The organism is Lacrimispora xylanolytica, from assembly GCF_026723765.1.
GTDB classification, from domain to species: Bacteria; Bacillota; Clostridia; order Lachnospirales; family Lachnospiraceae; genus Lacrimispora; species Lacrimispora xylanolytica.
Map to the genome: position 1 here is coordinate 1,420,445 of NZ_CP113524.1, position 23,923 is coordinate 1,444,367.

General features: G+C 36.2%; 24 protein-coding genes. 16 read left to right on the plus strand and 8 right to left on the minus strand.

From position 1 onward, the window contains the following. Window positions 1–2 precede the first annotated feature (2 nt). From yaaA to OW255_RS06745, 6 genes are all read left to right on the plus strand, one after another. Complete coding sequence (gene yaaA / locus OW255_RS06720) at window positions 3–743, plus strand: peroxide stress protein YaaA (RefSeq protein ID WP_268116084.1); 741 nt, start codon at window positions 3–5, stop codon at window positions 741–743. A 133-nt stretch (window positions 744–876) separates the two neighbouring features. After that, window positions 877–1,857 (plus strand): VanZ family protein, encoded by a 981-nt coding sequence (locus tag OW255_RS06725; RefSeq protein WP_268116086.1) that lies wholly within the window; start codon window positions 877–879, stop codon window positions 1,855–1,857. 117 nt (window positions 1,858–1,974) lie between these two features. Next, on the plus strand, window positions 1,975–2,448 hold the full coding sequence (locus tag OW255_RS06730) for a MarR family winged helix-turn-helix transcriptional regulator (RefSeq protein ID WP_024836692.1): 474 nt from the start codon (window positions 1,975–1,977) through the stop codon (window positions 2,446–2,448). A gap of 362 nt (window positions 2,449–2,810) precedes the next feature. Then, window positions 2,811–3,224 (plus strand): metal-dependent transcriptional regulator, encoded by a 414-nt coding sequence (locus tag OW255_RS06735; protein ID WP_268116087.1) that lies wholly within the window; start codon window positions 2,811–2,813, stop codon window positions 3,222–3,224. Window positions 3,225–3,450: 226 nt separating this feature from the next. Continuing rightward, entirely contained in the window at window positions 3,451–5,691 is a 2,241-nt protein-coding gene (locus OW255_RS06740; protein WP_268116088.1) for a right-handed parallel beta-helix repeat-containing protein, read from the plus strand. 86 nt (window positions 5,692–5,777) lie between these two features. Then, entirely contained in the window at window positions 5,778–6,722 is a 945-nt protein-coding gene (locus tag OW255_RS06745; protein WP_268116090.1) for a helix-turn-helix transcriptional regulator, read from the plus strand. 8 nt (window positions 6,723–6,730) lie between these two features. Here OW255_RS06745 and OW255_RS06750 read toward each other — a convergent pair whose 3' ends face one another. Then, window positions 6,731–7,642 carry an AraC family transcriptional regulator gene (locus tag OW255_RS06750; protein ID WP_268116091.1) on the minus strand — a complete coding sequence of 304 codons (912 nt, stop codon included), beginning with the start codon at window positions 7,640–7,642 and terminating at the stop codon, window positions 6,731–6,733. 68 nt (window positions 7,643–7,710) lie between these two features. Then, on the minus strand, window positions 7,711–8,871 hold the full coding sequence (locus OW255_RS06755; protein WP_268116093.1) for a DJ-1/PfpI family protein: 1,161 nt from the start codon (window positions 8,869–8,871) through the stop codon (window positions 7,711–7,713). 291 nt (window positions 8,872–9,162) lie between these two features. Here OW255_RS06755 and OW255_RS06760 point away from each other — a divergent pair, with 291 nt between their 5' ends. The 5 genes from OW255_RS06760 (at window position 9,163) to OW255_RS06780 (ending at window position 11,879) form a co-directional block, all read left to right on the plus strand. Next, a complete protein-coding gene (locus OW255_RS06760) occupies window positions 9,163–9,441 on the plus strand; it encodes an aminoglycoside phosphotransferase/kinase family protein (RefSeq protein WP_268116094.1) in 279 nt (92 codons plus the stop codon). Between the two features lie 78 nt (window positions 9,442–9,519). Next, window positions 9,520–10,029, plus strand: a complete 510-nt coding sequence (locus OW255_RS06765; RefSeq protein ID WP_326498146.1) for a phosphotransferase enzyme family protein — start codon at window positions 9,520–9,522, stop codon at window positions 10,027–10,029. Between the two features lie 55 nt (window positions 10,030–10,084). Then, the gene (locus tag OW255_RS06770; protein WP_024836685.1) at window positions 10,085–10,603 is read left to right on the plus strand and encodes a transcriptional regulator; all 519 of its coding nucleotides are present in this window, start codon (window positions 10,085–10,087) and stop codon (window positions 10,601–10,603) included. A 475-nt stretch (window positions 10,604–11,078) separates the two neighbouring features. Continuing rightward, window positions 11,079–11,165, plus strand: a complete 87-nt coding sequence (locus OW255_RS21060; RefSeq protein WP_268116580.1) for a hypothetical protein — start codon at window positions 11,079–11,081, stop codon at window positions 11,163–11,165. 15 nt (window positions 11,166–11,180) lie between these two features. Continuing rightward, window positions 11,181–11,879 carry a nuclear transport factor 2 family protein gene (locus OW255_RS06780; protein WP_268116097.1) on the plus strand — a complete coding sequence of 233 codons (699 nt, stop codon included), beginning with the start codon at window positions 11,181–11,183 and terminating at the stop codon, window positions 11,877–11,879. A 539-nt stretch (window positions 11,880–12,418) separates the two neighbouring features. Here OW255_RS06780 and OW255_RS06785 read toward each other — a convergent pair. The 3 genes from OW255_RS06785 to OW255_RS06795 form a co-directional block, all read right to left on the minus strand. Continuing rightward, window positions 12,419–12,652 carry a hypothetical protein gene (locus OW255_RS06785; RefSeq protein WP_024836683.1) on the minus strand — a complete coding sequence of 78 codons (234 nt, stop codon included), beginning with the start codon at window positions 12,650–12,652 and terminating at the stop codon, window positions 12,419–12,421. 61 nt (window positions 12,653–12,713) lie between these two features. Then, window positions 12,714–13,823: a M56 family metallopeptidase gene (locus OW255_RS06790; RefSeq protein WP_268116098.1), complete on the minus strand. Its 1,110-nt coding sequence runs from the start codon at window positions 13,821–13,823 to the stop codon at window positions 12,714–12,716. A gap of 1 nt (window position 13,824) precedes the next feature. Then, on the minus strand, window positions 13,825–14,217 hold the full coding sequence (locus tag OW255_RS06795) for a BlaI/MecI/CopY family transcriptional regulator (RefSeq protein ID WP_024836681.1): 393 nt from the start codon (window positions 14,215–14,217) through the stop codon (window positions 13,825–13,827). 340 nt (window positions 14,218–14,557) lie between these two features. On the opposite strand from OW255_RS06795, the gene OW255_RS06800 reads away from it, so the two are divergent. From OW255_RS06800 to OW255_RS06815, 4 genes are all read left to right on the plus strand, one after another. After that, complete coding sequence (locus tag OW255_RS06800) at window positions 14,558–15,598, plus strand: DUF6765 family protein (protein ID WP_024836680.1); 1,041 nt, start codon at window positions 14,558–14,560, stop codon at window positions 15,596–15,598. 430 nt (window positions 15,599–16,028) lie between these two features. Further along, window positions 16,029–17,528: a radical SAM/SPASM domain-containing protein gene (locus OW255_RS06805; RefSeq protein ID WP_268116101.1), complete on the plus strand. Its 1,500-nt coding sequence runs from the start codon at window positions 16,029–16,031 to the stop codon at window positions 17,526–17,528. A gap of 19 nt (window positions 17,529–17,547) precedes the next feature. Next, a complete protein-coding gene (locus OW255_RS06810) occupies window positions 17,548–18,861 on the plus strand; it encodes a radical SAM/SPASM domain-containing protein (RefSeq protein ID WP_024836678.1) in 1,314 nt (437 codons plus the stop codon). Window positions 18,862–19,177: 316 nt separating this feature from the next. Next, window positions 19,178–19,525 carry a cupin domain-containing protein gene (locus OW255_RS06815; protein ID WP_024836677.1) on the plus strand — a complete coding sequence of 116 codons (348 nt, stop codon included), beginning with the start codon at window positions 19,178–19,180 and terminating at the stop codon, window positions 19,523–19,525. 139 nt (window positions 19,526–19,664) lie between these two features. On the opposite strand, the gene OW255_RS06820 is transcribed toward OW255_RS06815, so the two are convergent. Beyond that, complete coding sequence (locus tag OW255_RS06820) at window positions 19,665–20,390, minus strand: hypothetical protein (protein ID WP_268116102.1); 726 nt, start codon at window positions 20,388–20,390, stop codon at window positions 19,665–19,667. A gap of 379 nt (window positions 20,391–20,769) precedes the next feature. Next, entirely contained in the window at window positions 20,770–21,651 is an 882-nt protein-coding gene (locus OW255_RS06825) for a LysR family transcriptional regulator (RefSeq protein WP_268116104.1), read from the minus strand. Between the two features lie 201 nt (window positions 21,652–21,852). On the opposite strand from OW255_RS06825, the gene OW255_RS06830 reads away from it, so the two are divergent. After that, window positions 21,853–22,884 carry an epoxyqueuosine reductase gene (locus OW255_RS06830; RefSeq protein WP_268116105.1) on the plus strand — a complete coding sequence of 344 codons (1,032 nt, stop codon included), beginning with the start codon at window positions 21,853–21,855 and terminating at the stop codon, window positions 22,882–22,884. A gap of 115 nt (window positions 22,885–22,999) precedes the next feature. Here OW255_RS06830 and OW255_RS06835 read toward each other — a convergent pair whose 3' ends face one another. After that, window positions 23,000–23,833: an HAD family hydrolase gene (locus OW255_RS06835; protein WP_268116106.1), complete on the minus strand. Its 834-nt coding sequence runs from the start codon at window positions 23,831–23,833 to the stop codon at window positions 23,000–23,002. Between the last annotated feature and the right edge of the window lie 90 nt (window positions 23,834–23,923).

Here is a 23,923-nt window from a genome sequence, read left to right on the forward strand (position 1 = left end):
ATATGAAGATAATAATTTCTCCGGCAAAGAAGATGAATGAGGATACGGATTCCATTGAGATCACCGGAATGCCCGGATTTATTAATGATGCTAAAATATTGATGCATGAAATGAAGTCCATGTCCTTATCAGAGGGGAAAAAATTGTGGAAATGCAATGATAAATTAGCAGAATTAAACCATAAGCGCTACAAAGATATGACTTTGGTTCATAGACTGACACCGGCGGTAATAGCATATGAGGGCTTGCAGTATCAGCATATGGCTCCGAAGGTGCTTACAAGCAGAGCACTTTCGTACTTATCAGATCATTTGCGGATACTGTCAGGCTTCTATGGAGTACTGAGGCCATTTGATGGGGTAACCCCATATCGACTGGAAATGCAGGCAAAGCTTTCCGTGAATGATTGTAAGGATTTGTATGATTTCTGGGGAGACCGGTTGTATCATAGCCTAATGGACGATGACAGGATTATCCTTAACTTAGCTTCCAGGGAATACTCACAATGCATCGAGAAATATATCACACCAAAGGATCGGTTTATTACGATTGAGTTTGGTGAATTGGTGGAGGGAAAAGTAAAGCAGAAGGGAACAATATCGAAGATGGCTCGCGGTGGTATGGTGCGGTTCATGGCAGAGAATAATATTTCTGACTTAAATGGTCTTAAGGATTTTAAGGAGCTGGGTTTTACTTATTCCAAGGAGCTTTCCAGCGATTCAAAATACGTATTCCTGGTGTGAGATGAGAGTTCTCCATGAGAATCAGTAAAGAGGTATTGCTTATTGTTTTACATTCAAAGATGAAGCAGATACTTTTCTATCGTAGATAGAAGAGGTAAAAAAATATGATAATCTTCGAATGGAGGTGCTAGGAATGGAAAGCAAACAAAAAGAAATACCAGATGGCAAAAAGGTTTTATCGGATAATTCTAAGGTTATCAATATTAGATTACGCAGGAGTATACTAGCAGGAACGATAGTATACTCAGCTTTAATTTTGTACTTCATGTTCTTTGGGTTTCATAGATTGGATCCGAAAAGCAGTTATAATCAATATACGTTTCTGTTTATCCCAGAAGGGATCCCCCTAAGGTTTCCGGAACTAACGATGTCATGGCTGTACGATTTTGGAAACATTGCTGCTTTTATTCCTTTTGGAATTATATTTCCGTTGCTGTATCGAATCCGTTTTAGAACGTTTATCCCATTATTTATATTAGTGATCGCCTTTTTGGAAGTGATGCAGTCTTTAACGTTCCTGGGCACATTTGATGTTATGGATATTATATCCAATACTTTGGGGGCGATTATAGGTTGTGTTGCTTATAAAGTAGGGTTTTCCTCAGAGATTACCTTTAAAAAGCTAGTTGCTTCGGCTATCTCTATTTTTATACTATTTATTGGGATTATGACTGTTTCTGAAACAATTGATTATGGTGTGCATGTGAATGAAAGAATAGGACGTGTCGAAGCAATAAACGAGATAAGTACAACCGCACCAGAATCCGAAGGTCTTTCAACTTTTACGGTGCAAGGCGAAAAAATAAAGCCTGCATTAAATTTATTCAGCAGTAAGGATGGGATAAGTAAGGAGTATCAATTTATTCTGAATAAGAAAAGTTTGTGGTTCTATGCCAATTGTGGTATTCCCGACGGAGAAGAATATAAAGGGTCGGTCATGATTATGGTTAATGGAGAAGAACTGATCCAATTTAGTGATAAAGACGAAGATAAAAATGTGTGGAGAGTGAAGACGTTTATTGACACAGATATAGAAGATTTTAAAATTATTGTAACGGGAAACGCTAAAGTATGGGACGTTGGCATCGCAGAAATAAAGCATTGGTGGGAGTAATTTTGATTGCGATGAAATCATCTGATCGCTCTTTCGGTGAAGAATTTAAACTTGCATTTGCAAAATATAGCAAAATAGTGACTTGACAAAAGTGTATAGCAACCATATACTGTTGGTATGGAAAAAAGTAAAAATAACAATCATAAAATTGCAAATGAATCATTAGATTTGGCGTTTGCTCTTATGGAGCTAGATAAAAAGACGCGATATTACGGAACGGATGTTCCGATTTTTCACTCTGAAATTCATGTAATAAAGGCAATCGCCGAGCATTCATCCATTCATGTGGGGGGCCTGGCTGATATTCTGGGTGTAACAAAGGGAGCTGTTTCCGAAATTCTCAAAAAGCTGGAGAGAAAGGCTCTGGTTAAAAAGGAAGTTGATGAATTGAATTTATCCAGGTATTTACTGAGTCTAACGGAAAAAGGGGAAAAGGCCCATAAAATTCACATGCATTATCATGATATTATAGACAGCATGGTGGAAGATGAGCTGCAAAATGCGACTGAGTCAGAAATACAATTTTTGTCGAATTTTTTGTCAGCCTTGATAGACAGGATAGAAAACTTTGATGAAAATATGATGAAATAAAAATTTTGCATAAGTGTATGGCAACCATACACATTTTGCGCATTGTAGTTAGGAGGCACTAACATTAAAAAGAAAATAATTAATCATCATGTCACTGATAATAGTAAGGCCAGAGAACGGGAGTATCAGCAAAAATTAAAGGGTGAAAAAAGAATGTTTCAATCATTTTTTGGTTCTTTTATTCAATGCTTCCGTGTTCCGTTTTATCCATATGATTTTATAAAATTTCCAGAAATCGATCCGTTCATCAATCAACAAGAAGATAACGAGAATAAAAAGTATTAAAAGTTAAAAATTTTACTTTAATCAAAGCGTATGGCAACTATACACATAATGTTGAAATTCAGTATGGAGGGGTAGATGTGAAACAAAATAAGAGTCATCATTTGGAGAAAAAACTTAGTCCTTCAAGGGAGGATTATTTAAAGGCTATATATAAGCTTTCTAAAAAAAGTAAACTAGTACGCTCCATTGACATTGCGGTATATTTAGGAGTTACGAAACCTAGCGTTCATAGCGCTGTCACTGAATTGCAAGAAGAAGGACTGGTGATCAAGCCTTTGGGTGGTGAAATCCAGCTTACGGAGGAAGGCCGAAAACAAGGAGAGATTATAACAAATAAGTATCAGATTATAAGACAATTTTTAATTACGTGCTGCCATGTGGATGAATTGATTGCAAGCGCAGATGCCTGCAAAATGGAACATGTTATCAGCAATGATGCTATTTTTGCTATCAAGAAATATTTGAGGATAGAGCAAGGAGAAGCTTTTTGAAGAATTACGGATTTGCTGTTTGTTACAAAAAACTTGCTGATTAGATACAATTATTCCAATTTGTAATGATTCTTATTCCTATTAATATGTAAACTGATGTAAGCCGATTAAATGATTATGGCTTATATCTACGTATTGACCTTAAATCACAACATATCCAGCAGTGAACTTAAATCCATGCGCAGAAGCCGTATTTGAAAATAGAATTCATTTCGGAGGAAAAATTGTGAACAAGAAAAAAGGCGGCATGTATTTAGTTGTAATTCTGTTGATTCATTTATTTGTTTTTAATTGGTATGGGGAAACTGCAAAGGCGGCTTCCGTATATTATGTTTCTACCACGGGAAATGACAAAACTGGAACCGGTACAGTATCAAATCCGTGGAAGACCATACAAAAGGCAGCTGATATCATGGAAGCCGGAGATACCTGTATCATACGAGGTGGTACATACCGGGAAACAGTAACACTTGATACCTCCGGAACTTCTGCAAATCCCATAGCCTTTAAGGCTTATACAGGAGAGACGGTAACAGTATCTGGTGCAGATCCAGTCACTGACTGGGTAAAACACTCCGGATCCATCTATTATGCAACCATGACTGATTCCCTTGGAACAAAAAATCAGATATTTGTTAATAAGCAAATGCAATTAGAAGCCAGATGGCCCAATTCAGCAACGCTTGATCCCTTAAATTCAACGCTTGCAGCAGTTGATTCAGGTTCTGCCACAACCATCAATGATGGAGATTTAATTCAGGCAGCAGGCTACTGGGTTGGCAAAACGGTTTGGTGTGTTCCGGGAACAGGCTACAAATCCTATAAAAGTACCATCACAAGCTCAAATGCCGGCTCGATTACCTTTGATAAAATGGATATTGCAGCTAAAGCTGGTAACAGCTATTATATTATCGGCGATCTGAAAGATCTTGACAGCTCAGGAGAATGGTATTATGACAATGGTACCAGCAGGCTTTATTTATGGGCACCTGGTGGAGTTAATCCGAACACTTTGACAGTGGAAGCAAAAAAGCGGACTTATGCTTTTGATTTAAGCTCCTGCTCCTACATAAATATTACCGGAATTAATATCTTTGCTTCCAGTATTAAAATGTCTGCTTCTAATTACTGTAAAGTTTCTGATATGACTGCGGAATACATCAGCCATGATTCCGATGTTTCAAACCAATACAGTACAGGGATATTTATGTCTGGTACCAATAATGAGCTTAGAAACAGTACTCTGACCTACAGCTCCGGTAATTTAATCAGTATTCAGGGAACGGGAAATAAGGTAATTAATAATCTTATGCACGAAGCAGATTATTCGGCAGCAGAAATGCCGGCAATCTATCTACTGGGGGCTAACCATCTAATCAGTCATAATACGGTATATAACGCCGGGCGTCATCTTATATTTATGCCTACCCAAAATAGTCGTATACAGTATAACAATCTATACAATGCAGGTAAGCTGACAAACGACTGCGGAATCATCTATGAGTTTGGCTGGGATGGGAATGGGACAGTGATTGACCATAATTTCGTACATGATAATCTGGCAAAGAATTATTCCGGCACTGGCATCTATCTGGATAATGGGAGTAAGGGGTATATTGTACATCACAATGTTGTATGGGGAAACTATACTGGGATAAGGTTGAATACGCCCAGTAATTTTAACATGATCTATAACAATACGACTTACGGTAACGGAAATATAGGATATTGGGGAAGTGATTTTCAAACAGATATGTACGGTGACAGAATTTTCAATAATATTTTTACAACGGCCTTTACATTGCCTGGTACTCATATAGAGAAAAATAATATTACCTCAGGAACCAACCCGTTATTTGTGAATCCCACAGCACATAATTTCAGGCTGCAGGCTGCTTCTCCGGCTATAAATGCAGGGGCTTTAATACCTGGAATCACCAATGGTTATGTTGGTTCGGCACCGGATATTGGAGCCTATGAGTATGGCGGACCGGATTGGACTGCCGGGCATAATTTTGCTTCACCTCCAGCCCCGGTTTTTGAGAATGTCAGCGTACTTTATGATAATAAAGTACGGCAATCTGATTTTGAAAAAGGGATTATCTCACCCTGGATAACAACACATTCACGTACTGCTGCAAGTGTATCTATATCAAGGAGCTGTTCTAAGAGTGTTAGACTGGGCACTGGAGAAGATGGTATCAAGCAGGTACTTACGGGTCTAAATCCTGATACCAGCTATATATGTACTGCCTGGGTTAAGGCAGACCCAGGGGAGCAGATTCAGATTGGTGTCAGTGGTTTTGGTGGAACGGATGTATCCGCTACATCTGCCAGTACAACCTGGACAATGGTAAGCATTCCTTTTAAGACCGGAACAGGTGCCACCAGTGCAACGGTGTATGCTTACAAGATGCCTGGTACATCATATGTCTATGTGGATGATTTTGGGGTAGTAGAACATTAAAATATGATACTCAAACTTCATTCAATCACTTGACACACTGCTGTCATGTTCTTATTCTATAATAGAATAAGATTGGAGAAGAAATCATGCAGATAAACAGACTTTTTGAAATTATATATCTTTTGCTGAACAAAAAGCTTACGACTGCCAGTGAGCTGGCAGAATATTTTGAGGTATCTGTCAGAACCATTTATCGCGATATTGATACACTGTCTTCGGCAGGAATCCCAATTTACGCCCTCCAGGGAAAGGGTGGCGGAATTTCATTGCTGGATAATTACGTTCTGGATAAATCAGTTCTATCGGAACGAGAGCAAAATGAGATATTATTTGCGCTGCAAAGCCTGTCAATAACACAAGCCCCAGAGTCGGATAAAGTTCTTGCTAAACTAAGTAATCTTTTTAATAAGAATAGAACCAATTGGATTGAGGTGGATTTAAGCCCCTGGGGCAGTGATGATAAAGGGATAAGTCAATTTAAGCTAATAAAGGATGCAATTCTAAGTCATAGATTGATTGAATTCAATTATTTTGGCTCATCTGGTGAGAAAACGATACGAAGAGTTGAACCAATGAAGCTGATTTTTAAAATAAATGCCTGGTATTTGCAAGCCTTCTGCCTGACTCGAAATGCAATAAGAATGTTTAAAATAGTAAGAATGTCAGACGTCCAAATGACACAGGAAGTTTTCATCGAAAAAATGCTGGAATCATTACCAAGTGGCAGTCAAACACTAAATGACCCCAAATGGATAGAAATATGCTTAAAAATATGTGCTGATGGTGCCTACCGGGTATATGATGAATTCGAAGAGAAAGATATAACTAAAAATAAGGATGGCTCCTTTACAATCATTACCCGTCTGCCTGAAAATGAATGGCTGATACGCTATCTCCTTTCTTTTGGAGCCGATGCCGAAGTGGTAAGTCCACAACATATACGTGATACGATTGAAAATGAGTTAAATAAAATTATCTTGAAATATAGGGAGACAACTAAAATAATAAAAGCGGGGCGTAGAATATTGTAATTGATATGTTACAGCATGGTGCAATGGATCGCCCTGAATTCTGAAGGAGAGTAGCCGAAGTTCTTTTTGAACATCCGCCCAAAGTGTGTAATATCAGAAAAGCCCACCCTCTCAATGATCTCAGAAATAGGTAATAGAGTTTCTTTGAGCATTTTCGACGCTAAATACAGTCTTAGTCTAATAAGATAATCCATGACTGGATAACCTGTGATTTCACGAAATCGTTCTGTTAAGGAAGTTCTATTCATATGGAATTTATCCGTAAGCTCCTGTATGGTTATTTTATTCATATAATTTGTGTACAAATACAGAATGATCTCTTTGATTTCGCCAGGGTCTTTATGAAGTTCCATGCTTACAATGGTCTCCTCAATAATTAGCAGTCTTGGCAACAAAAAAAGCATTTCAATTAGATAGGTTCTGCTTCGACAGGGCCAATCTTTATCCATCTGAATGTCTAAGGCATTTTTAATGTTTTCTATAATGTTACGGATCCTTTGTGCATTGCTGAGACCAAGGTGCAACAGACCTGTAAATTCATTTGTTTTTCTTAAAAACGGATTTAACCAATATAGGTCTTGTATTTCATTAACAGATAGCTGATTATTGGTTGCTTTAAGTACAGGAAAATCGAAATGTTGATTAATGATTTGTGGATGAAAAATAATAACGTTACACTGAAGGGATACTTCTGATTCCAAAGAAAATGTATCTGTTTCATTCAGACAAAGGGCCGATGGAGCTACAAGGATTTGCGTATGACTATTAAGAGTAAGTAATCCAGTACCAGAGATAACAAAAATCATTTTATAATACTCTCGCTTAATTGCGCCATCTGAGAAACAATTTTCACTTGTATGACAGATTGGAAACTGAAAGCCTGGATAAAAGTTCCTTCCTAATGTAAAATACGTACTCATACGGCACCTCCTGAGCAATGATATTCTTAATTATATCACTGCTCAGGAAAAAAATATAGAATTCTGTATTAATGACCAAGTATTTTTAACTCTTCACAGAGCTTTAATCCGAAAGCCACAGAAGCATCTGGATTTCTTCCTGTTACAATATTACCGGATACAACAACCTCTTGATCAACGTATGTAGCATCATGGTTGGTTAATTCCTTAATACCATTACTCCAGGGGAACATGGTTGCTTTTTTATTTTTGAGAAGACCGGCTCTTGCCAGAATTGGCGGTGCCGCACATATTGCTGCTATCATCTTGTTTTCCTTATCTGCATCCTTTAGTAGGTTTCTGAGATCTGTATCATTCCACAGGCTATTGATTACTCCTGTACCGCCAACGATAACGATTCCATCATAATCCTTTGCTTTTGCATCGGATATTAAAATATCAGTGTTACAAGTAGATCCATTTAACCCAATTGCTGTTGAATTAGTACTTGCTACCGTCACATTAGCTCCGTTTATCTCAAGCAGCGTTTTAGGAGTGTAGTACTCTACATCTTCAAAATCTTTTGGAGCTACCACAATAAGTATGTTTTTAGAAAACTTTCTAATGTTCAAAGCGTTACAGATGGCAAGACCAAAACTTTTCGATGCAGCTGGATTTTTGCCTGTTACGATATTTCCGTCAGTAACAGTCTCTTCATTCACATATGTAGCCCCTCTTGTGGTAAGCTCCTTTATTCCATCGTCCCAAGGGAACATGGTAACTGTTTTATCCTTTAATATTCCCGCTTTAGCGAGAGCAGGGGGGGCTGCACACATAGCTGCTACTATTTTGTTTTGAGAATTAAATTGCTGAAGCAGTGTTCTCAATTCTTCGTTATCCCATATATGACTGATAACACCCGTTCCTCCTGGTAAAACGATGGCATCGTAGTCATCAGCGTTAGCATCACTAATTTTGATATCTGGTGTTACCCTAAATCTATTAATACCAATCGCTGGATCCATGGTTGTACTTGCTATTGTTACCTCTGCTCCGTTAGCCTTTAAAATAGCCGTAGGTTCAACCACTTCACAATCTTCAAAGTCCTTAGGTGCAATCACCATAAGAATTTTCTTCTTTGGAGATGTTTCCATTGCGCTAACGGTTTTGATTGGACCACATACAAATGCTCCTATTACCATAAATAGACTCACTGCAAAACAAATCACTTTTATGAATACTCTCTTCATCTCAATTACCTCCTTCTAATATTCATAGTTTATCAAATGTGTATTTGCTCTGTAATAGCGGATTATCAGCGCTTTTCGGCGTATTAACAGGAGTATACTTTAAATTTGTGACAGGCAAGCTCATGATACCTGGTTTGAGCGTATTAATTTCCCAACGCCTATTGAGATGATTGCCAAATTGTGGTTAATAGGGTTATAATGAAATTAATGGTTAGAAACAGATAAGAGAAGCAGTGAGGTCTGACTTAGACTACGTGAAAAACTGTTTATAAACTTTAAAGGAGTATATTTATGCCCTTAGATATCAGAACGTATTGGAATATTCAAGGAGAGCCGGTTGCAACTACACCAACAACATGGGAAATCGCAGGAAAATATATCTTAAAGTTAGTGAAAGCAGATGTCAATGCACAGCGTAATGTAAGGTTTTCCTCAGCATTGCGCGCAGAGGGAGTCCCTGTATCTCAAATCCTATTGCTAAAGGATGGTAGAAATTATCTAACTGCTCAAGAGGGCTGTTATCTTTTAATGGAGAAACTAGGCGGTTTTCATATAGGTGAGGTATTTTAGCAAAACTATATAGATATTGCTTATCAAACAGGAATTATTATTGCAAAAATACACTGTGCACTTATAAAAATAACCGATGTGCAGGCAGACAAGAATTTTTTAGATAAGGAACTAAGAGGCTGGATTAGTGATGGACTCTCCGCAAGCACTCTCTTGACAAAAGAAGAATGGATGAAGCCTATAGATGCACTATGCAGCATTTACCCCCAACTGCCGAAACAGCAGATTCATCGTGATTTGCATTATGGTAATTTGCTATTTGAAGGAGCAACATTGACAGGAGTACTGGATTTTGATCTGGGCAAGCAAGATGCTCGTTTATTTGACATAGCATATATTCTGGTGGGACAATTATTAGGTCAGAAAGACCTTACTTCAGTTGAGAATGAGTGGCTTATATTTGTTAGTCAGTTCCTTAATGGATACGAAAGCATTACTGTGTTAGAAAGAGATGAAAAGGAAGCACTACTGCTTATGATGCAGTGTATTGAACTTTTGTTTGTGGCTTTTTGGCAGCAACAAAAGAATCAAAAGGCGACAGAAGAAACAATTGAAATATTTAAATTTTTACAAAATACAAAAAAGTGAATGGATGAAAAGCAGTAATAAGAAAGAAAATAAGATGAATGTGTGGGGGGTATATATGGCAAGCAAAATTTCCTTTGAAGCAGTAAAATTTCATGCAGTAAGATTTATAGGGAAAGAAGTAATCGTCGGAAAGAAAAATCCTGTTCCAGATCTATGGAAAAAGATGTTAAACGATGGAACAAACGATTTTCTTCAATCTTTGCAAGAACGAGTATCTCCATTGGGAGATACCATTGGGTGGATGGGTGAGTATAATCAGCAGACAAAAGAGTTTGTTTATATTGCTGGTATATTTGCGACCCCTAATGCTACAGTTCCAGATGGATTTTCTTATCGTGATATCCCTGATTGTCTGATGGGAGTAGGTTGGATACAAGGTAATACATCCAATCTGGAAAAAGGAGCTCATATTAAAACAGAGAAGATAATGAGAGCAAATGGGTATGTTCCAGATTACTCCATTGTAGGAATTTCAATGGAATATTATTCGTTTGACAGATATGCAAATGTTAAGGAAGATGGTAATAACACCTTTACGTTTGGATACTATTTACCCTGCAAAAGAATGATATAAAATGGAGTAGTGATTAACTTATCGGATATATGAAGAGTCCGAATAAAAAAATATTACTAAAAATCCAGATGGCTCGTTTACAGTTATAACCTGGCTGCCTGAGCATGATGGTTGATTCGCTATGTCCTTTCCTTTGGTGCCGATGCAGAAGTGGTAAGCCCACATCATATAAGTGATACGCTTCTGAATGAATTAAAATTACTTTACATTATAAAATATAACCTGACACGATGCTGTCAGGTTATATTTTATATAATGGAAGAGTGTAAAGGCATCTATAAACTGCAAGAAGGAGGACTATTAATGAAACAGTTCAACCCTATATGGATGGATCCCAAGGAATTTCAGGGAAAGCGTGTTCTTGTAACCAGTGGTACGAAGGGCGGAATGGGGGAGGCCATTGTGAACCGTCTTACGAAAGCTGGGGCCACAGTGATTACAACAGCGCACCGCACGTCCGGAGGAAATCGCAGAACTGGTTGCTTTTCTTGTTTCAGACCGCGCCTCTTACATAGTGGGAGCGGAGCATACCATTGATGGCGGAATTGTTCGAACCATATAAAGGAGAAAGATGAATATGACAAACTATAAAAATAAATTACCTAAAGCTGTTGAGATGCATTTTCAGGCAACAAACACGGACGACCCTGAGACCTTTCTTTCCATATTTGCAGAGCATGCTGTCGTAATGGATGCGGGAAATGAATATCATGGGAAACCAGCCATTAAAGAGTGGTGTGAACGGGAATATTTTGGTGTACATCTAAGGCTGGAAGTTATTAATGCCGTTCAAGTTGCAAAAGAGATTGTTGTAACTGCTAAATGTGATGGTGATTACAATAAGGCTGGTCTGCCGGACCCATTGTTTCTTGATTTTCATTTTTCCATGGATGGGGATAAAATTGCCCGGCTTTGCAATGTTATTTCCTCTAACAGCAGGGCAATTCCGTTGCCGCAGCCGGTAGCAGCCTTTTATTATGCTTCGGATATTTTTGATGAGGGTCTTCTTTCAGGCTGTTTTGCGGAGGATGTAATTATGATTGATGAGGGAAAAACATACTATGGACCCAAAGCAGTCAGTAAATATATTCTTGAAGCAAACAGGTCGGCGAATGTTATGACTGAAATCATAAATTGTATAGAGAAAAGTGGTGAAACAGTTGTGACTGCTATTATTTCTGGTGATTTTGATGGTAGTCCCGTTCCGCTGGACTTTCATTTCACTCTCAATGAGGACAAAATTAAGAAATTAGATATTATGGTGGCGGGAGAATAAGATGACTGTAGAAATTATAAAGTGAGTGCGTTGGGTGAATGTACGCAGAGGAGGCTCGTTTTTTAGCTTTTTAACGAAGAATATGGGGTAGTCAGAGCGTATAAATTGGTATTTATGGCGTCAAGTAACAAAGATGAGCATTAATAATTCGGTTAAAAAAAAGCCTTGTTCAAAATCTATATTTATTATATAAAAAAAGCGGCTTCTAGCTATTATTTTTGTAGTTTAGAGGTGTAGAACTCGTAAAGCTCACAGAGTGTTTCAGGTATAAGCCATCCATTAAGTGGGTGGCTAAATCTTAATAAAAATACATCTCTCCAATATAATGATGTTTATTAAATCAATTATATCGGATAAGTGTTTTAATAACCAATAAGACAAACTGTTACTTGCACACCAAATAGATGTATAAGTATCATATAATGTTCACACCAAGGTGCAGGAGATAAATGATTTATTACCAGTTCAGCGGAATGATCAGATATATTCTGAAAAAGCTAAGGGATCAAGATTATATGAATTATATAAAAGAAATTTATTTAGGGAATTAACTGCCAGTTTCCTATCCAGCGATCTTTGGTACAATTATATTGTCTCTTGTATAGTTTTCCATTGATGGTTTTGTATCGCCATTCTATTATATCAGAAAGTGGTGAATAATTTTCAGTTTTTATCTCATATGCTGGGGCATATGCAAATGCATCTATACCTATGGTTGATGATATCGTAACACATATAAACAATATAAAATAAAATGTAACTATTTTTTTCATATAAGCATACCTCCTTTCTTAGATTATATTTAAGTAATTCTTACAACTAAAGCACACAGTTTTATTTATGTATGTTAATGTTTCTTAAATCTTCTGGAATACTAGTAATTGTAGCAACGTACTTTCCATTTAAGTATAGGTCATATAATTTATCTTGTCGTAATACAAAGTAATCATTATCAGGTTGAATCGTAAATGTGCCTGAAATTTTTCTGGCACTTACATTATATGGCTCAAAAGTGAATGAAAAAGAAATTATGAGAAAACATAATGATATAACAAGTGGTATAAGATAGTAAAATGAAATTCTTTTTTCTTTATTAGTATATTTGTATTTTAATGCCATGTTTATACGGTACTCTATCATATTGTCTTTTAAAGAAAATGGAAGGACTAAATTAGTGCTTTCATTTTTATGCATTCTTTTTGATACATTTAGTAGAGTTTCTAAATAGCATAAGCTTGATTTTAAATTTAGATTTCGTAATACATTAGTATCAGCGTGTGTCTCTAAGGCCCTAATTATTGCTCTATGTAGTAACCAAACTATTGGATTCCACCAGTAAATGATGGTTACTAATTCTGTAAAAGCTTTTATTAAGTTGTGATGTTGCTTGCAATGTTCCAGCTCATGTAGAAGAATAAAATTTGTTTCATTTTCGGTTAATTTTGTTGGTAATACAATCGTAAGATTACATAACCCAGCAACGAATGGTCCATTGTTAATATCTAACTGAATGACCTTAGGTTTATGCTTTATTTGCTTTTGATTACAAATGTTTAGAAGTTTGTAAAGAATTTCTTTATTATCTGTATCAGGTATCATAGATAATAAATGAATTAATTTGAAATCTTTAATAATAATGAATATAAATAGTAGTGCTGAAATGGATATCCAAATATATACTAGGATACTACCGACACGAATACTTTTTATCAAGTCTATACTACCTATCATGTTGATAGTAGGCAGTATATTTTTTGAGGCTAGTGTATATGTGAAAGGGAATTCAAAAGGTATGAGCATCTTTCCAATAATTAAAAGTGTAATCGTCCAGATTGGAATTCCTTTTTTAAAATATAAGATTTCTGGCCGCTTTAGAAGAGGCAATATTAGTAGAGATGCAAGACTACAAAACATACTATTTGTTAAAATCAGAGAGAATGACATATTAATCGTCCTCCAGTTCCTTTTTGCGTTTAATAATATCCTCTAATTCATCTAATATGGTAGTATCATCATTTTTTACAATATGATCTATAAAATTTAACGTTGAAAAGTTAAGAGTATTTGCACGCATAGTTTGCAATTGGTATGCGGCATATTGTTCAGCACTTATTATAGGGATATAGCTTCTTGTAAGAACAGTTCCGCTATATACAATATCATCAACCTTTATATACCCCTTTTTTAATAAGTTTCTCATAGCTGCTTGAACTGTATTAATACTTAATCCGTTACCGCTTTCAGCAATAGCGGAAGAAGTCATAGATTTGCCAGTATGCCAAAAAATAGACATTATTTCTTTCTCTTTTTCACTTATTTTTGGTAACTTGGTTTCCATAATTTTCAAATAACTCCCGTCTGCTACATATAAGTAATATGTTTTTGTATTGTTAGTGTAACTTACATTATATTGGTATTTCGATACTGTGTCAATATATTATTCTTTACTATATCTCGAATTATTAAAAAAGTATTATCTTGCAGTTATAGAGGTTGACAACGAGAGATAAAGATGATATTATAATGCAAAGACAGTAAAAAAATACGGTATAAATAAAAAAATACAATAGAGTTATTACAATGAGGATAACTTAATGTACTGACAAGAATGCGCCATTAGTTTAAAAGACTTTTGGATAGCTATAACATAACCTAATATTATGGAGGTCAGAAAATCAATGAATATAAATTTTCATTATTTTGCAGTTAAAGTTCTTGCAGTAAAAGCTGGTTTTAATACCGATGACGCCCAAACAATTGCTAAATATTCACAATTTGTTGATGATTTTGTACTAGACGGCGTAAGAAACTATCAATATGTTCCCGAATTCGCCAGGTACCTTGCAACACAATCGGGAGAATACTGGCGTTTTAACAATGTGAGAACAGGCTTTGACACATTACAATCCGTAGATTTGTCAGGCAATGCAAGGTTGCAAAAGAGCATGTTGATTCCGTTTCACTTTATTACGGAAAAACCGCTAACAAATATTGATAAAAGTAACAGGAAAAATTACCGTACTAGACCTGTAAAGATGGATACTCCATCATTATTACAGGACTTATTAAAGAATGCCCGGAAAGAATATCTCCTATTACCTGCTCACAGTACTTTAATAAAAATATCTATTTTAATACATACTTTCGCCGATTCATACGCACATCAACTTTTTTCTGGTTTTAATGGGTGGGAAAATACCTCGTACATAATACAGTGTTTAGATAATAACGACAATTCTGATAAAACAACTTCTTATAAACCACAGGTTAGTGCCTCATTGCCCCATATTGGACACGCCAATTTATTGACTGCTGCAGATGACAGTAATATCACCTTTAGTATGCTACTAAAAAACTCAGAAACTGAAAGTTATCCGTACTCCTATCGTTATACAAGAAGTAATACGGAGGAATATTTAATTGCTGCAAGAGAAATATTAAATTATCTTCTTAGTATAAGAGGAAAGGATCAAATAGATGATGCAGATTGGAATACCTTTTCACCACTTTTGAAAAGGGGTCTGCTAGCAACGGAGAAAACCAATGTTGAGGTATTAAAATCCCATTGGAGAAATATTTTCCCCGATATCACCTTCTATTATGTAAAGGATGAATTATATTATATTGAATCAGGCTCACAACGGCAGAATGAAGATTTCTTTTATTATAACGTGTTTGCCGATGAAATAAGACGGCAGGTTGATTCTTCAATCACTTAAATCTGGCTCTATTAGCTAATTTCATGCATAAGTATTCCTGATTTATATCAGATTCTATACGATGCATTTAATTAAGATTTTAGGAAAGGAAGTGATTACATGATGAAACAGGAACATAGTACTGATTTGGTACAGGAAGTAAAAGATCTTCTTGTATGCAACAAAGTTGATTCAAACCTTATGGCAGATAATGACAGTGATTCATTTTCAGCATCCTGCCCTACATGCATTGCCTGCACTTGCATGATTTGTGTGTAATAGTACTTACAGCAAGGAAAACGACTTATTCTTACAATAAGTCGTTTTCTGCTTATGGCTACTTCATTGATGTATGAGCTAGTAGAGCCACATGTTAATATAATTAAATGCAATGAAATGTCCGCATGATGATGAAAAATCAATGCTTAATAAATATCCTTAGGAGGAAATTATGGTACAGGAAACATCACCGATCCGTTTTAAAGAATATGTTGCAATAAGAAATGATTTTATTTTAAAAAAAGACGAGGATCAAATTATTCTCTATCCCTTGGATTTTATAGAATCAAAATTCATTACGATCAACCCTTTTTATGGTTTTGTTCTTTCCTTGTTAGATGGAACCCGTAAATTTTCAGATGTTAAAGCAGATTTTAATCAATATTTCCCCAATTGTGAGCAGGATCTAGAAGACCTTTTAACGAGTCTGGATACTACCATTCGGAAATATCCGACACAATCAGGTATTGGAAAAGATGGACTTTATCTTATGTCCGATGAACCAATTACTCAATCATGTAGTTATGATCCAAGAGAATTTATTGTTTCCGCAGATAAATTTCGAGATCGTTCTTCGGATATTAGAAATAAAAAACGTCTTAAGACGCCTATCTGCCTCATGGCTTTTTTTACGGACCAATGTCAGACTAACTGTATTTATTGTTATGCTCACAGAAAAAGAGAACCAGAAATGTCCCTGGAGAATTGGAAAAAGATTATACAGCAAATGAAGGCATTGGATATTAAGCTTATTTCCCTTGATGGAGGGGATGTGATAGCCAGAAAAGACGGCATTGATTTCTTAGAGGAATTAGTAAAAAATGACATTCTATTTTTGTTATCCACTAAAGGCCATTTTACAAAAGAGCATGTTAGACGTTTAATGGATGCTGGTTTTAAGAATAAAGTCAGGTACGTGGGTGAGCGGAAAGTTCAGCTAAGCGTAGATGCATGGGATGATGAAAAAGTGAAGGTAATTACAGGAAATCCCAATTTCAAAAAAAATATAACGGAAACCTTTGATAATTTTATGGAAGTAGGCATTTCACCCAAGGTTAAGGGGGTCCTTATGCCTTATAATGTTGACCAAATGTATAAAATAGTTGAATTTTTCTATGCAAGAGGTGCAAGGCGATTTCAATTTGTAAAGTATGCCCGATCCTTCTTTAGGCATAAGGATGAATATTTTATGAATGAAGAAGCAATTAATGAGGCTAAAATCCAACTTGAGAAAATTCATTCCCAGTTCCCTGATATCGATATCAGTGATGATCTAAATCAAATGGATTTAGGCGGTAACTGGTCACTGGATCTTAAAAAGCAGGTGTGGACAAACCGTTCCGGCTGTGGGGGTGGTTGGACTATGCTTGGTATAGCTCCCAATGGGCGAGCCATTCTTTGTGAGCAAATGAAACAGGAAGAATCCTATTACGTAGGAGACTTAAACCGCCAAACTATCATGGAAGTATGGAACGGAAAAGAAATGCTTGATTTTATTTATCCCCCAAGAGATAAATTTAAGAATACCATCTGTGAGACCTGTGACGAATTTGAACCCTGTCACTGGGAAAAGGGGTATTGTTATCGTAATGCATTCTTTTCGTATGGCACTGTATATGACGCTCCTCCAAACTGCTACAAACAAATGAAACTTGGGTTAAGGTTAAATTAACAAAAGGGGGGTATGTAAAATGACAATCAGTGACCAGATAACATGGAAATGCTCTGCCTTTACCAGTATTTATAAGGTAAAGGATAATGTACTTCTATTTTCAAGCATTAACGGAAAATTATTAAAATTCACACCAAAACAATTTACTGTAATACAGGAAATTTTTGATTCGGTGAAAGAAACAGGGACTGCCAGTCAGAAAGAATTGATAGAGCTTCTTGCGTCACAAGCATTTCTAGTACCTGCAGATTTTGATGAAATAGAAGCGGAGCATCAGAAATACTTAGAAAATATCCATAATAATAAACGTCTGGTCTTGGTACTATCACCGACTATGAGATGTAATTTTTCCTGCTCTTACTGTTTTGAGAAAAACGCTGTAAAAGGCAATGACATGTCTGCTGGCACTCAGGAAAAGTTAATAGGACTTGTCAAAGATAAATTAGTGAAAGGGGGACTATTGGAGGTTCAATGGTTTGGCGGAGAGCCTTATATGGCTTTTCAGACGATAGAAAATTTAACAAAGCATTTTCAGCAAATATGTAATGAAAAAAATGCTATGTATGATGCAGGTATCATTACTAACGGCTCTTTGCTTAATCTTGATAATATCAGCCGATTAAAGCACTTACATATTACGAATATGCAGATAACATTAGATGGAACTCCAGAAACCTTTGCAAGGCATAAAGGAATTTCCCTTGAAAAAGGAATTCAATTTTATGACAGAATTTATACTCAAATTCCATATCTGATAAAGCAGTTAAAACATCTTTGTGTTAGAATTAATATTGACCGGGATAACTATAAAGAGGCTTATTATGTCGTTGATGAGTTGAAAAAACATGATTTAGTTGATGATCGGATCGATTTAAGGTTGGGACTTTTAGAGGGTAAAAACGGCATTGTAGATTGTATTCCTCACTCTTGTTTAACTACCGAAGAATACCTGGAATTTGATCTGGATTTTAAAGAATATATATTTAAACAGGGATTTACCGTCTACAGCTATCCGATGCCACAGCTATACCCCTGCGCTACTGTTACGGAAAACAGCTACTCGATTGACCCATCCGGTAATATCTACCATTGTGTGCCAGAGACTGGGCAAGGTCCGGATGTAAAAGCAACACTGGATCACATGGATGAATATCAGCCAAATGAATACCAGGGATTTGATCCATGGAATATTACGGACTGTAAGACTTGTTCCTTGCTGCCGATTTGTCTGGGGCGCTGTCCAAGACGGCAGATATACGAGAAACCATATAAATGCCTGACTAAATTTAAATTTGATGAGAGACTTCTGCTTTACTCCAATTGTCAGAGGTAATAGTAAAATGGCATCATTAATAAATTGAATAATATTTTATATTGGACTTGTGTCTACGTTATTGACACAAGTCCATTGTATAATAAAGGAAAGATATATGTATTTTGTTAAGTTATTTATACATTCCTATATGAATATCGTCATTCAACATTTATTAATAGAAAAAGCCGAGAACGCCCCGTGATGTGTGAATAATATTAAACCTAACTCAGATATAATTTGTGAAATGTTTTTATTTGCATGAAGTAAGTTATTTATTGTATACTATAGTTGGAATACTCTAAAAAATAAACTTAAGTTAAAGGAGGATTTACCTATGAACAAATATGTTTTTAATGATTATTTTCATGAGCCAGAAGGAAAAATAGCAAAAAGAATGCTATACAAAAGCAATGATGTGATTGCCTTTGTTCTAAACATAGCAAAAGGAGAAATACTACCAGGACACACCCATATGGAATCAACTCTATTCTTACAGGTCATGGAGGGCAATGCTAAGGTTGTCACGGACGGTAAAGAGACCTCTTTACAGGTAGGTGAATTAATGCAGGTTGATGGTCAGGAAAGCTTGCAGGTCATAAATATAGGCGACGATGTGCTGCGCCTTTATGTCACTATTTCTCCGATGGGCTCAGAAGCTTTTGCTACAGATGCTAATGTTTAGTGATATCCCTGCAATCATTAGAATAACCTATACGTAAAAAAGCCGGCTCTTTATCGGCTTCATGTATCATTAAAATTTATGAAAGGCCAGATGAGAAGAGGATTCTTTTCATCTGGCCTTAGTTATTTGTTGAGTTAAATTATCTTACCTTATTATAGATTACCAAACTACCGCTGTTGTTATCATCTGGAAGTAATACAGGCTTTCCATCTCTTTTACCTAATTCAAAGGTAGCAGTATAGGTACTTTTTCTATCATTATTAGTATGATCTATTAAATTGACAGTTATTGTAAATATATTATTTGTGATAGCAACGCCATTACTAAAGTCACCATTTATAGTGTAAAAATTGGAAAGAGGATTATAGTTTCCATATATCTTTCCATTTTCAATTTTAGTAATTGTAAGTTCCTCGAACCATTCAAATTTTCCTGTTTCATCATAAGAACCATCACTAAATGTACCAATAAATTCACTGTATTCGGAATTGGTGCTATTATTATTTATAATCAATCCGGTTTGATCCACTTTTTTTCCGTCAGGAGTTGTAGTATTTACATACATTGCTCCATCTGAACCTACATAGTATTTTCCATCGATCCATACGTCACGAGCCATTTCCCCATTTGCATTACAATAATACCATTTTCCACTTATAGAAACCCAACCAGTACTCATATAACCGTCTTGATTGAAATGATACCATTTGTTATCTACTTTCTGCCAATTATTGATAGTATAACTTCCGTTGCCGTTATCATACCACCAACCGTGTCCTGTTTGTTTCCATTCCCCTGCGAGTGAAACAATTGTGCTGCTTAGAGCAAATGTAGCTGTCATTAATACAACCAAAAACTTTTTCATGCATTTTCTCCTTTAGTAAAAATTTAGTAATATTATAACATACTTTTAAAAAAAATGCCATAAATATAGCGAATACAAATCTTAATAAAAAGAAGTTGGAAAACTATAGATAAAGTACATAAAAAATGAATATTTCAAAAGATTGAAATAAAATAATTGACAATTAATCCAAGTGATTGCATTCCCCTACGAATATACGGAGTGGTTGACAAAAATTGGATTTGTAGATATAAGAAGTGTGGAGCTTCCTTCTACGGCAAGTAATGGGATTCTTATTAGACGTAAGCCATAGATTATATCAAAATTTAAGTTTGAGCATTAAGATAAGGCAGCCCGGTCACATGACATTATGTCCAGGCTGCTATTTCTTATATAACAATTATTTTGCCGTACAAAGATCTATAAAAGCCTGCATCAGTGGACTGATCCATTTGTTTTTATGATAACCGCAGACAGCAGAAACCTGTACATTGAATAAATCTGTGGGTATCTCCACCAGTTCTCCGCGGTCAAGTTCCTCCTGTACGGAAAATTTGGGCAGAAACGAGATACCGACAGAGCTCTTAACCAGATTTTTAATCGTAGGGATACTCCATAATTCTATGGTGTGATCTAAAAGAATAGATTTTTCACGTATGTATCGTTCGAAAAGTTGTCTGAAAATGCTATTAGGTTCATTAATTATAAATGAAATTGGAATTTTCTGATCGGGTGTTATAAAATCCGGATAACGATTTTTTGTTTCAGGGGAAGCCACTAATATGATTGGAAAGGTCCCCATTGGGATAGTGATCAAATTGGATCCATATCCACTTACATTTTCGTAAAATACCCCAATATCCAGAGTTCCATTGATAAGCTCATCACGAATATCGTAGCAATTCATGGAACGCAGAAATAAACGGGCATTGGGAGCCTGCTGATGAAATTCCTTGAGAATTGGCGGCATTTTATAGCATAACTGGGTTTCTGCAATACCTATCTGCAAATCTCCCTGACATTCTGCAAGATCATTTTCAAAGTAACGCATTTTATTGACGGATGTAAGAACATCATTTACATATGGTACGAGCTGCTTTCCAGCTTTTGTAAGCATCATGCGCCTGCCGATTTTTTCAAACAATTTCGTTGATAATTCCTGCTCCATCTGTCCCATCTGAAATGTAATAGTAGATTGGGTATAATTAAGTTTTGCTGCGGCCTTTATGAAACTGCCTTCTTCTACAATTGTTTTAAAGGTATAAAGATATTTAAAGTCCAAAGTAGTCACCTCACTAATAGTTCAATTATATTGAATTATAAATACAAATATATCAATTTGAATGAATCATATATGAATGATATCATATCACTAAGAAAGAATAAATGCAATTAAGCATTTCTTATAGAAGCTGGAAACTATGATGATTACAAATGAAGTTTGATATGGGTAAAATAGAATAGGGGAGGATATAAATCTAAAATGGATAAAAAAGCACAGTTAATACATAAAAAGGCTCTTGAGCTTGGTTATGAAAAATGCGGTATCATCCCGGTGGAAATGATGTCTGGATACGAAGAAAAGTTTCATGAACGGACACAAAAGATACCAGGGTCCCAACCCTTTTATCAAGGTCAGGAGCGCCTTTTAAAATTCAAAGAGGAGTATCCTTGGGCAAAATCAATCGTGATTCTGGTAAAACCATATTCTAAATACGAGGTGCCAGAATCATTGAACGGACACATTGCAAAACATTATTTAATGGATACCCGTGTGAATGAAAGTACAACGGAATTTCAAAACAGCATTCTGCTGGAACAATATATGCAGGAGTTGGGAATGCGTACAGCGGTCAACCGAAAGTTTGGAATCGTTGGGGTGCGTTGGGCTGCTTTACAGGCTGGGTTAGGAATCATTCGACGTAATAACTTTTTCTATACAGAATCAGGCTCATGGATTGGTTTGGAAGCATTTCTAGTGGATTGTGAAATGGAGCTGATTGAAGAGACGAAGCTGAAACCTTGTCCTCCAAACTGTGACCGCTGCATGAAAGCCTGTCCGACCCAATCGCTTTGCGAAGCGTATGCCATGAATCCTTTAAAATGTGTCTCTTTTCTAACAACATTTGGGGGAAGAGATCTATTAAATGAGCCTTTGGCTGCAGAGTTTGGGGATTGGATTTACGGCTGTGATATTTGTCAGGATGTTTGTCCCATGAATCATGGAACATGGGGAGGCACCGAAAAATTCCCTAAGTTAGAAGAACTAGCAGACGTAGTAACGATAGAAAACATATTAAACATAGATGAGGAGATCTATAAGGAGAAAATTCAACCTAAATTCTTTTACCTTGCCCCTGATGAGCTATGGAAATGGCAAGTAAACGTACTAAATTACATGAATAATCATTTTGATCAAACATATATTTCAGCTATTTCAGAGGCACGCAATAGTAAATATCCAAAAGTGAAGGAAATGGCAGCTGCCATATGTTTGAAAAGAGAAATTTCTTAAAAAAGATTTATTACAATTCTTCTCAAGCCAGCACCTCAAATGTCTGCTTTCGTTCAGTCCACATTTGAGGTGCTTTTTGCCGCAGCGGGTCCTTTCTATCGAGCAATCTGGTCTCTTAAATCAATTTCAACTTGATAAATGCCTGATACAGTCCATCCTGATCTACATCATCCGTAATATAATCAGCCATTTCTTTAATTTCATTTCCTCCGCTGCCCATTGCAACGCCATAAGAGCAGTATTGTAGCATTGGTATATCTATCTTTGCGTCGCCAAAAGCTATCGTGTCTGAAAGATCAGCCTGTAAAAAGGTTAGTAAATGCTTGATTGCATTGGCTTTACTGATCCCTTTTGTGCTCAAATCTCCAAACAGAGCTTCTTCCCCCTTCCCGCCCCATGTGCCTGATTCCAAGTCAGGAAAATGTTCTTTCGTATCCAGGAAATCTTGATAGGAGTCCAAAACGTAACTGACTTTATTAACATCACTGCGATAAAGTTCTCCGCCGAATATCATATCAGGGAAGACATCCCGAACGGTCAAGTGATTTGTGTCTTCTTTTCCTTTTCTTTTGGAATATTCCTGAATCGTCACCTCTGCTCTGGTTTCAAATGCTTCACTAGCAAAAAGTCCATTGTTACTTTCTAAATAGAATTCAAGTCCCCGAAGATGTAACCAATCCACAATATTTTTGCATTGTTCCTTTGTAATCATCTGATGCATTATGACATGACCATGATCTTCCACATAGCTTCCATTTCCGCCGATCATACCATCCAGGCCTATATCCCAGATATCCTGATATACTTCTGCTTTGCTGCGGCCTGTACTTATATAAACCTTATGACCATTTTCTCTGGCTCTTCGGATCGCTTCTACAGCTGACTGAGGTAGATTGTTTTCGTAATCCACCAATGTTCCGTCTACATCTATGAATATTATTTTTCCCATTATTAATCTCCTTTATCGTAATTAGTATTGCGTCTCCTGAAAATACTCCACATCGGTTTAAAATAACCGATTTTACGAGAAATGGCAAGT

Coding starts and splice junctions, on each gene's coding strand:
- yaaA (WP_268116084.1), top strand. CDS start 3: ATGAAGATAATAATTTCTCCGGCAAAGAAGATGAATGAGGATACGGAT.
- OW255_RS06725 (WP_268116086.1), top strand. CDS start 877: ATGGAAAGCAAACAAAAAGAAATACCAGATGGCAAAAAGGTTTTATCG.
- OW255_RS06730 (WP_024836692.1), top strand. CDS start 1,975: ATGGAAAAAAGTAAAAATAACAATCATAAAATTGCAAATGAATCATTA.
- OW255_RS06745 (WP_268116090.1), top strand. CDS start 5,778: ATGCAGATAAACAGACTTTTTGAAATTATATATCTTTTGCTGAACAAA.
- OW255_RS06750 (WP_268116091.1), bottom strand. CDS start 7,642: ATGAGTACGTATTTTACATTAGGAAGGAACTTTTATCCAGGCTTTCAG.
- OW255_RS06755 (WP_268116093.1), bottom strand. CDS start 8,871: ATGAAGAGAGTATTCATAAAAGTGATTTGTTTTGCAGTGAGTCTATTT.
- OW255_RS06760 (WP_268116094.1), top strand. CDS start 9,163: ATGCCCTTAGATATCAGAACGTATTGGAATATTCAAGGAGAGCCGGTT.
- OW255_RS06770 (WP_024836685.1), top strand. CDS start 10,085: ATGGCAAGCAAAATTTCCTTTGAAGCAGTAAAATTTCATGCAGTAAGA.
- OW255_RS06780 (WP_268116097.1), top strand. CDS start 11,181: ATGACAAACTATAAAAATAAATTACCTAAAGCTGTTGAGATGCATTTT.
- OW255_RS06785 (WP_024836683.1), bottom strand. CDS start 12,652: ATGAAAAAAATAGTTACATTTTATTTTATATTGTTTATATGTGTTACG.
- OW255_RS06790 (WP_268116098.1), bottom strand. CDS start 13,823: ATGTCATTCTCTCTGATTTTAACAAATAGTATGTTTTGTAGTCTTGCA.
- OW255_RS06795 (WP_024836681.1), bottom strand. CDS start 14,217: ATGGAAACCAAGTTACCAAAAATAAGTGAAAAAGAGAAAGAAATAATG.
- OW255_RS06800 (WP_024836680.1), top strand. CDS start 14,558: ATGAATATAAATTTTCATTATTTTGCAGTTAAAGTTCTTGCAGTAAAA.
- OW255_RS06805 (WP_268116101.1), top strand. CDS start 16,029: ATGGTACAGGAAACATCACCGATCCGTTTTAAAGAATATGTTGCAATA.
- OW255_RS06810 (WP_024836678.1), top strand. CDS start 17,548: ATGACAATCAGTGACCAGATAACATGGAAATGCTCTGCCTTTACCAGT.
- OW255_RS06815 (WP_024836677.1), top strand. CDS start 19,178: ATGAACAAATATGTTTTTAATGATTATTTTCATGAGCCAGAAGGAAAA.
- OW255_RS06820 (WP_268116102.1), bottom strand. CDS start 20,390: ATGAAAAAGTTTTTGGTTGTATTAATGACAGCTACATTTGCTCTAAGC.
- OW255_RS06830 (WP_268116105.1), top strand. CDS start 21,853: ATGGATAAAAAAGCACAGTTAATACATAAAAAGGCTCTTGAGCTTGGT.
- OW255_RS06835 (WP_268116106.1), bottom strand. CDS start 23,833: ATGGGAAAAATAATATTCATAGATGTAGACGGAACATTGGTGGATTAC.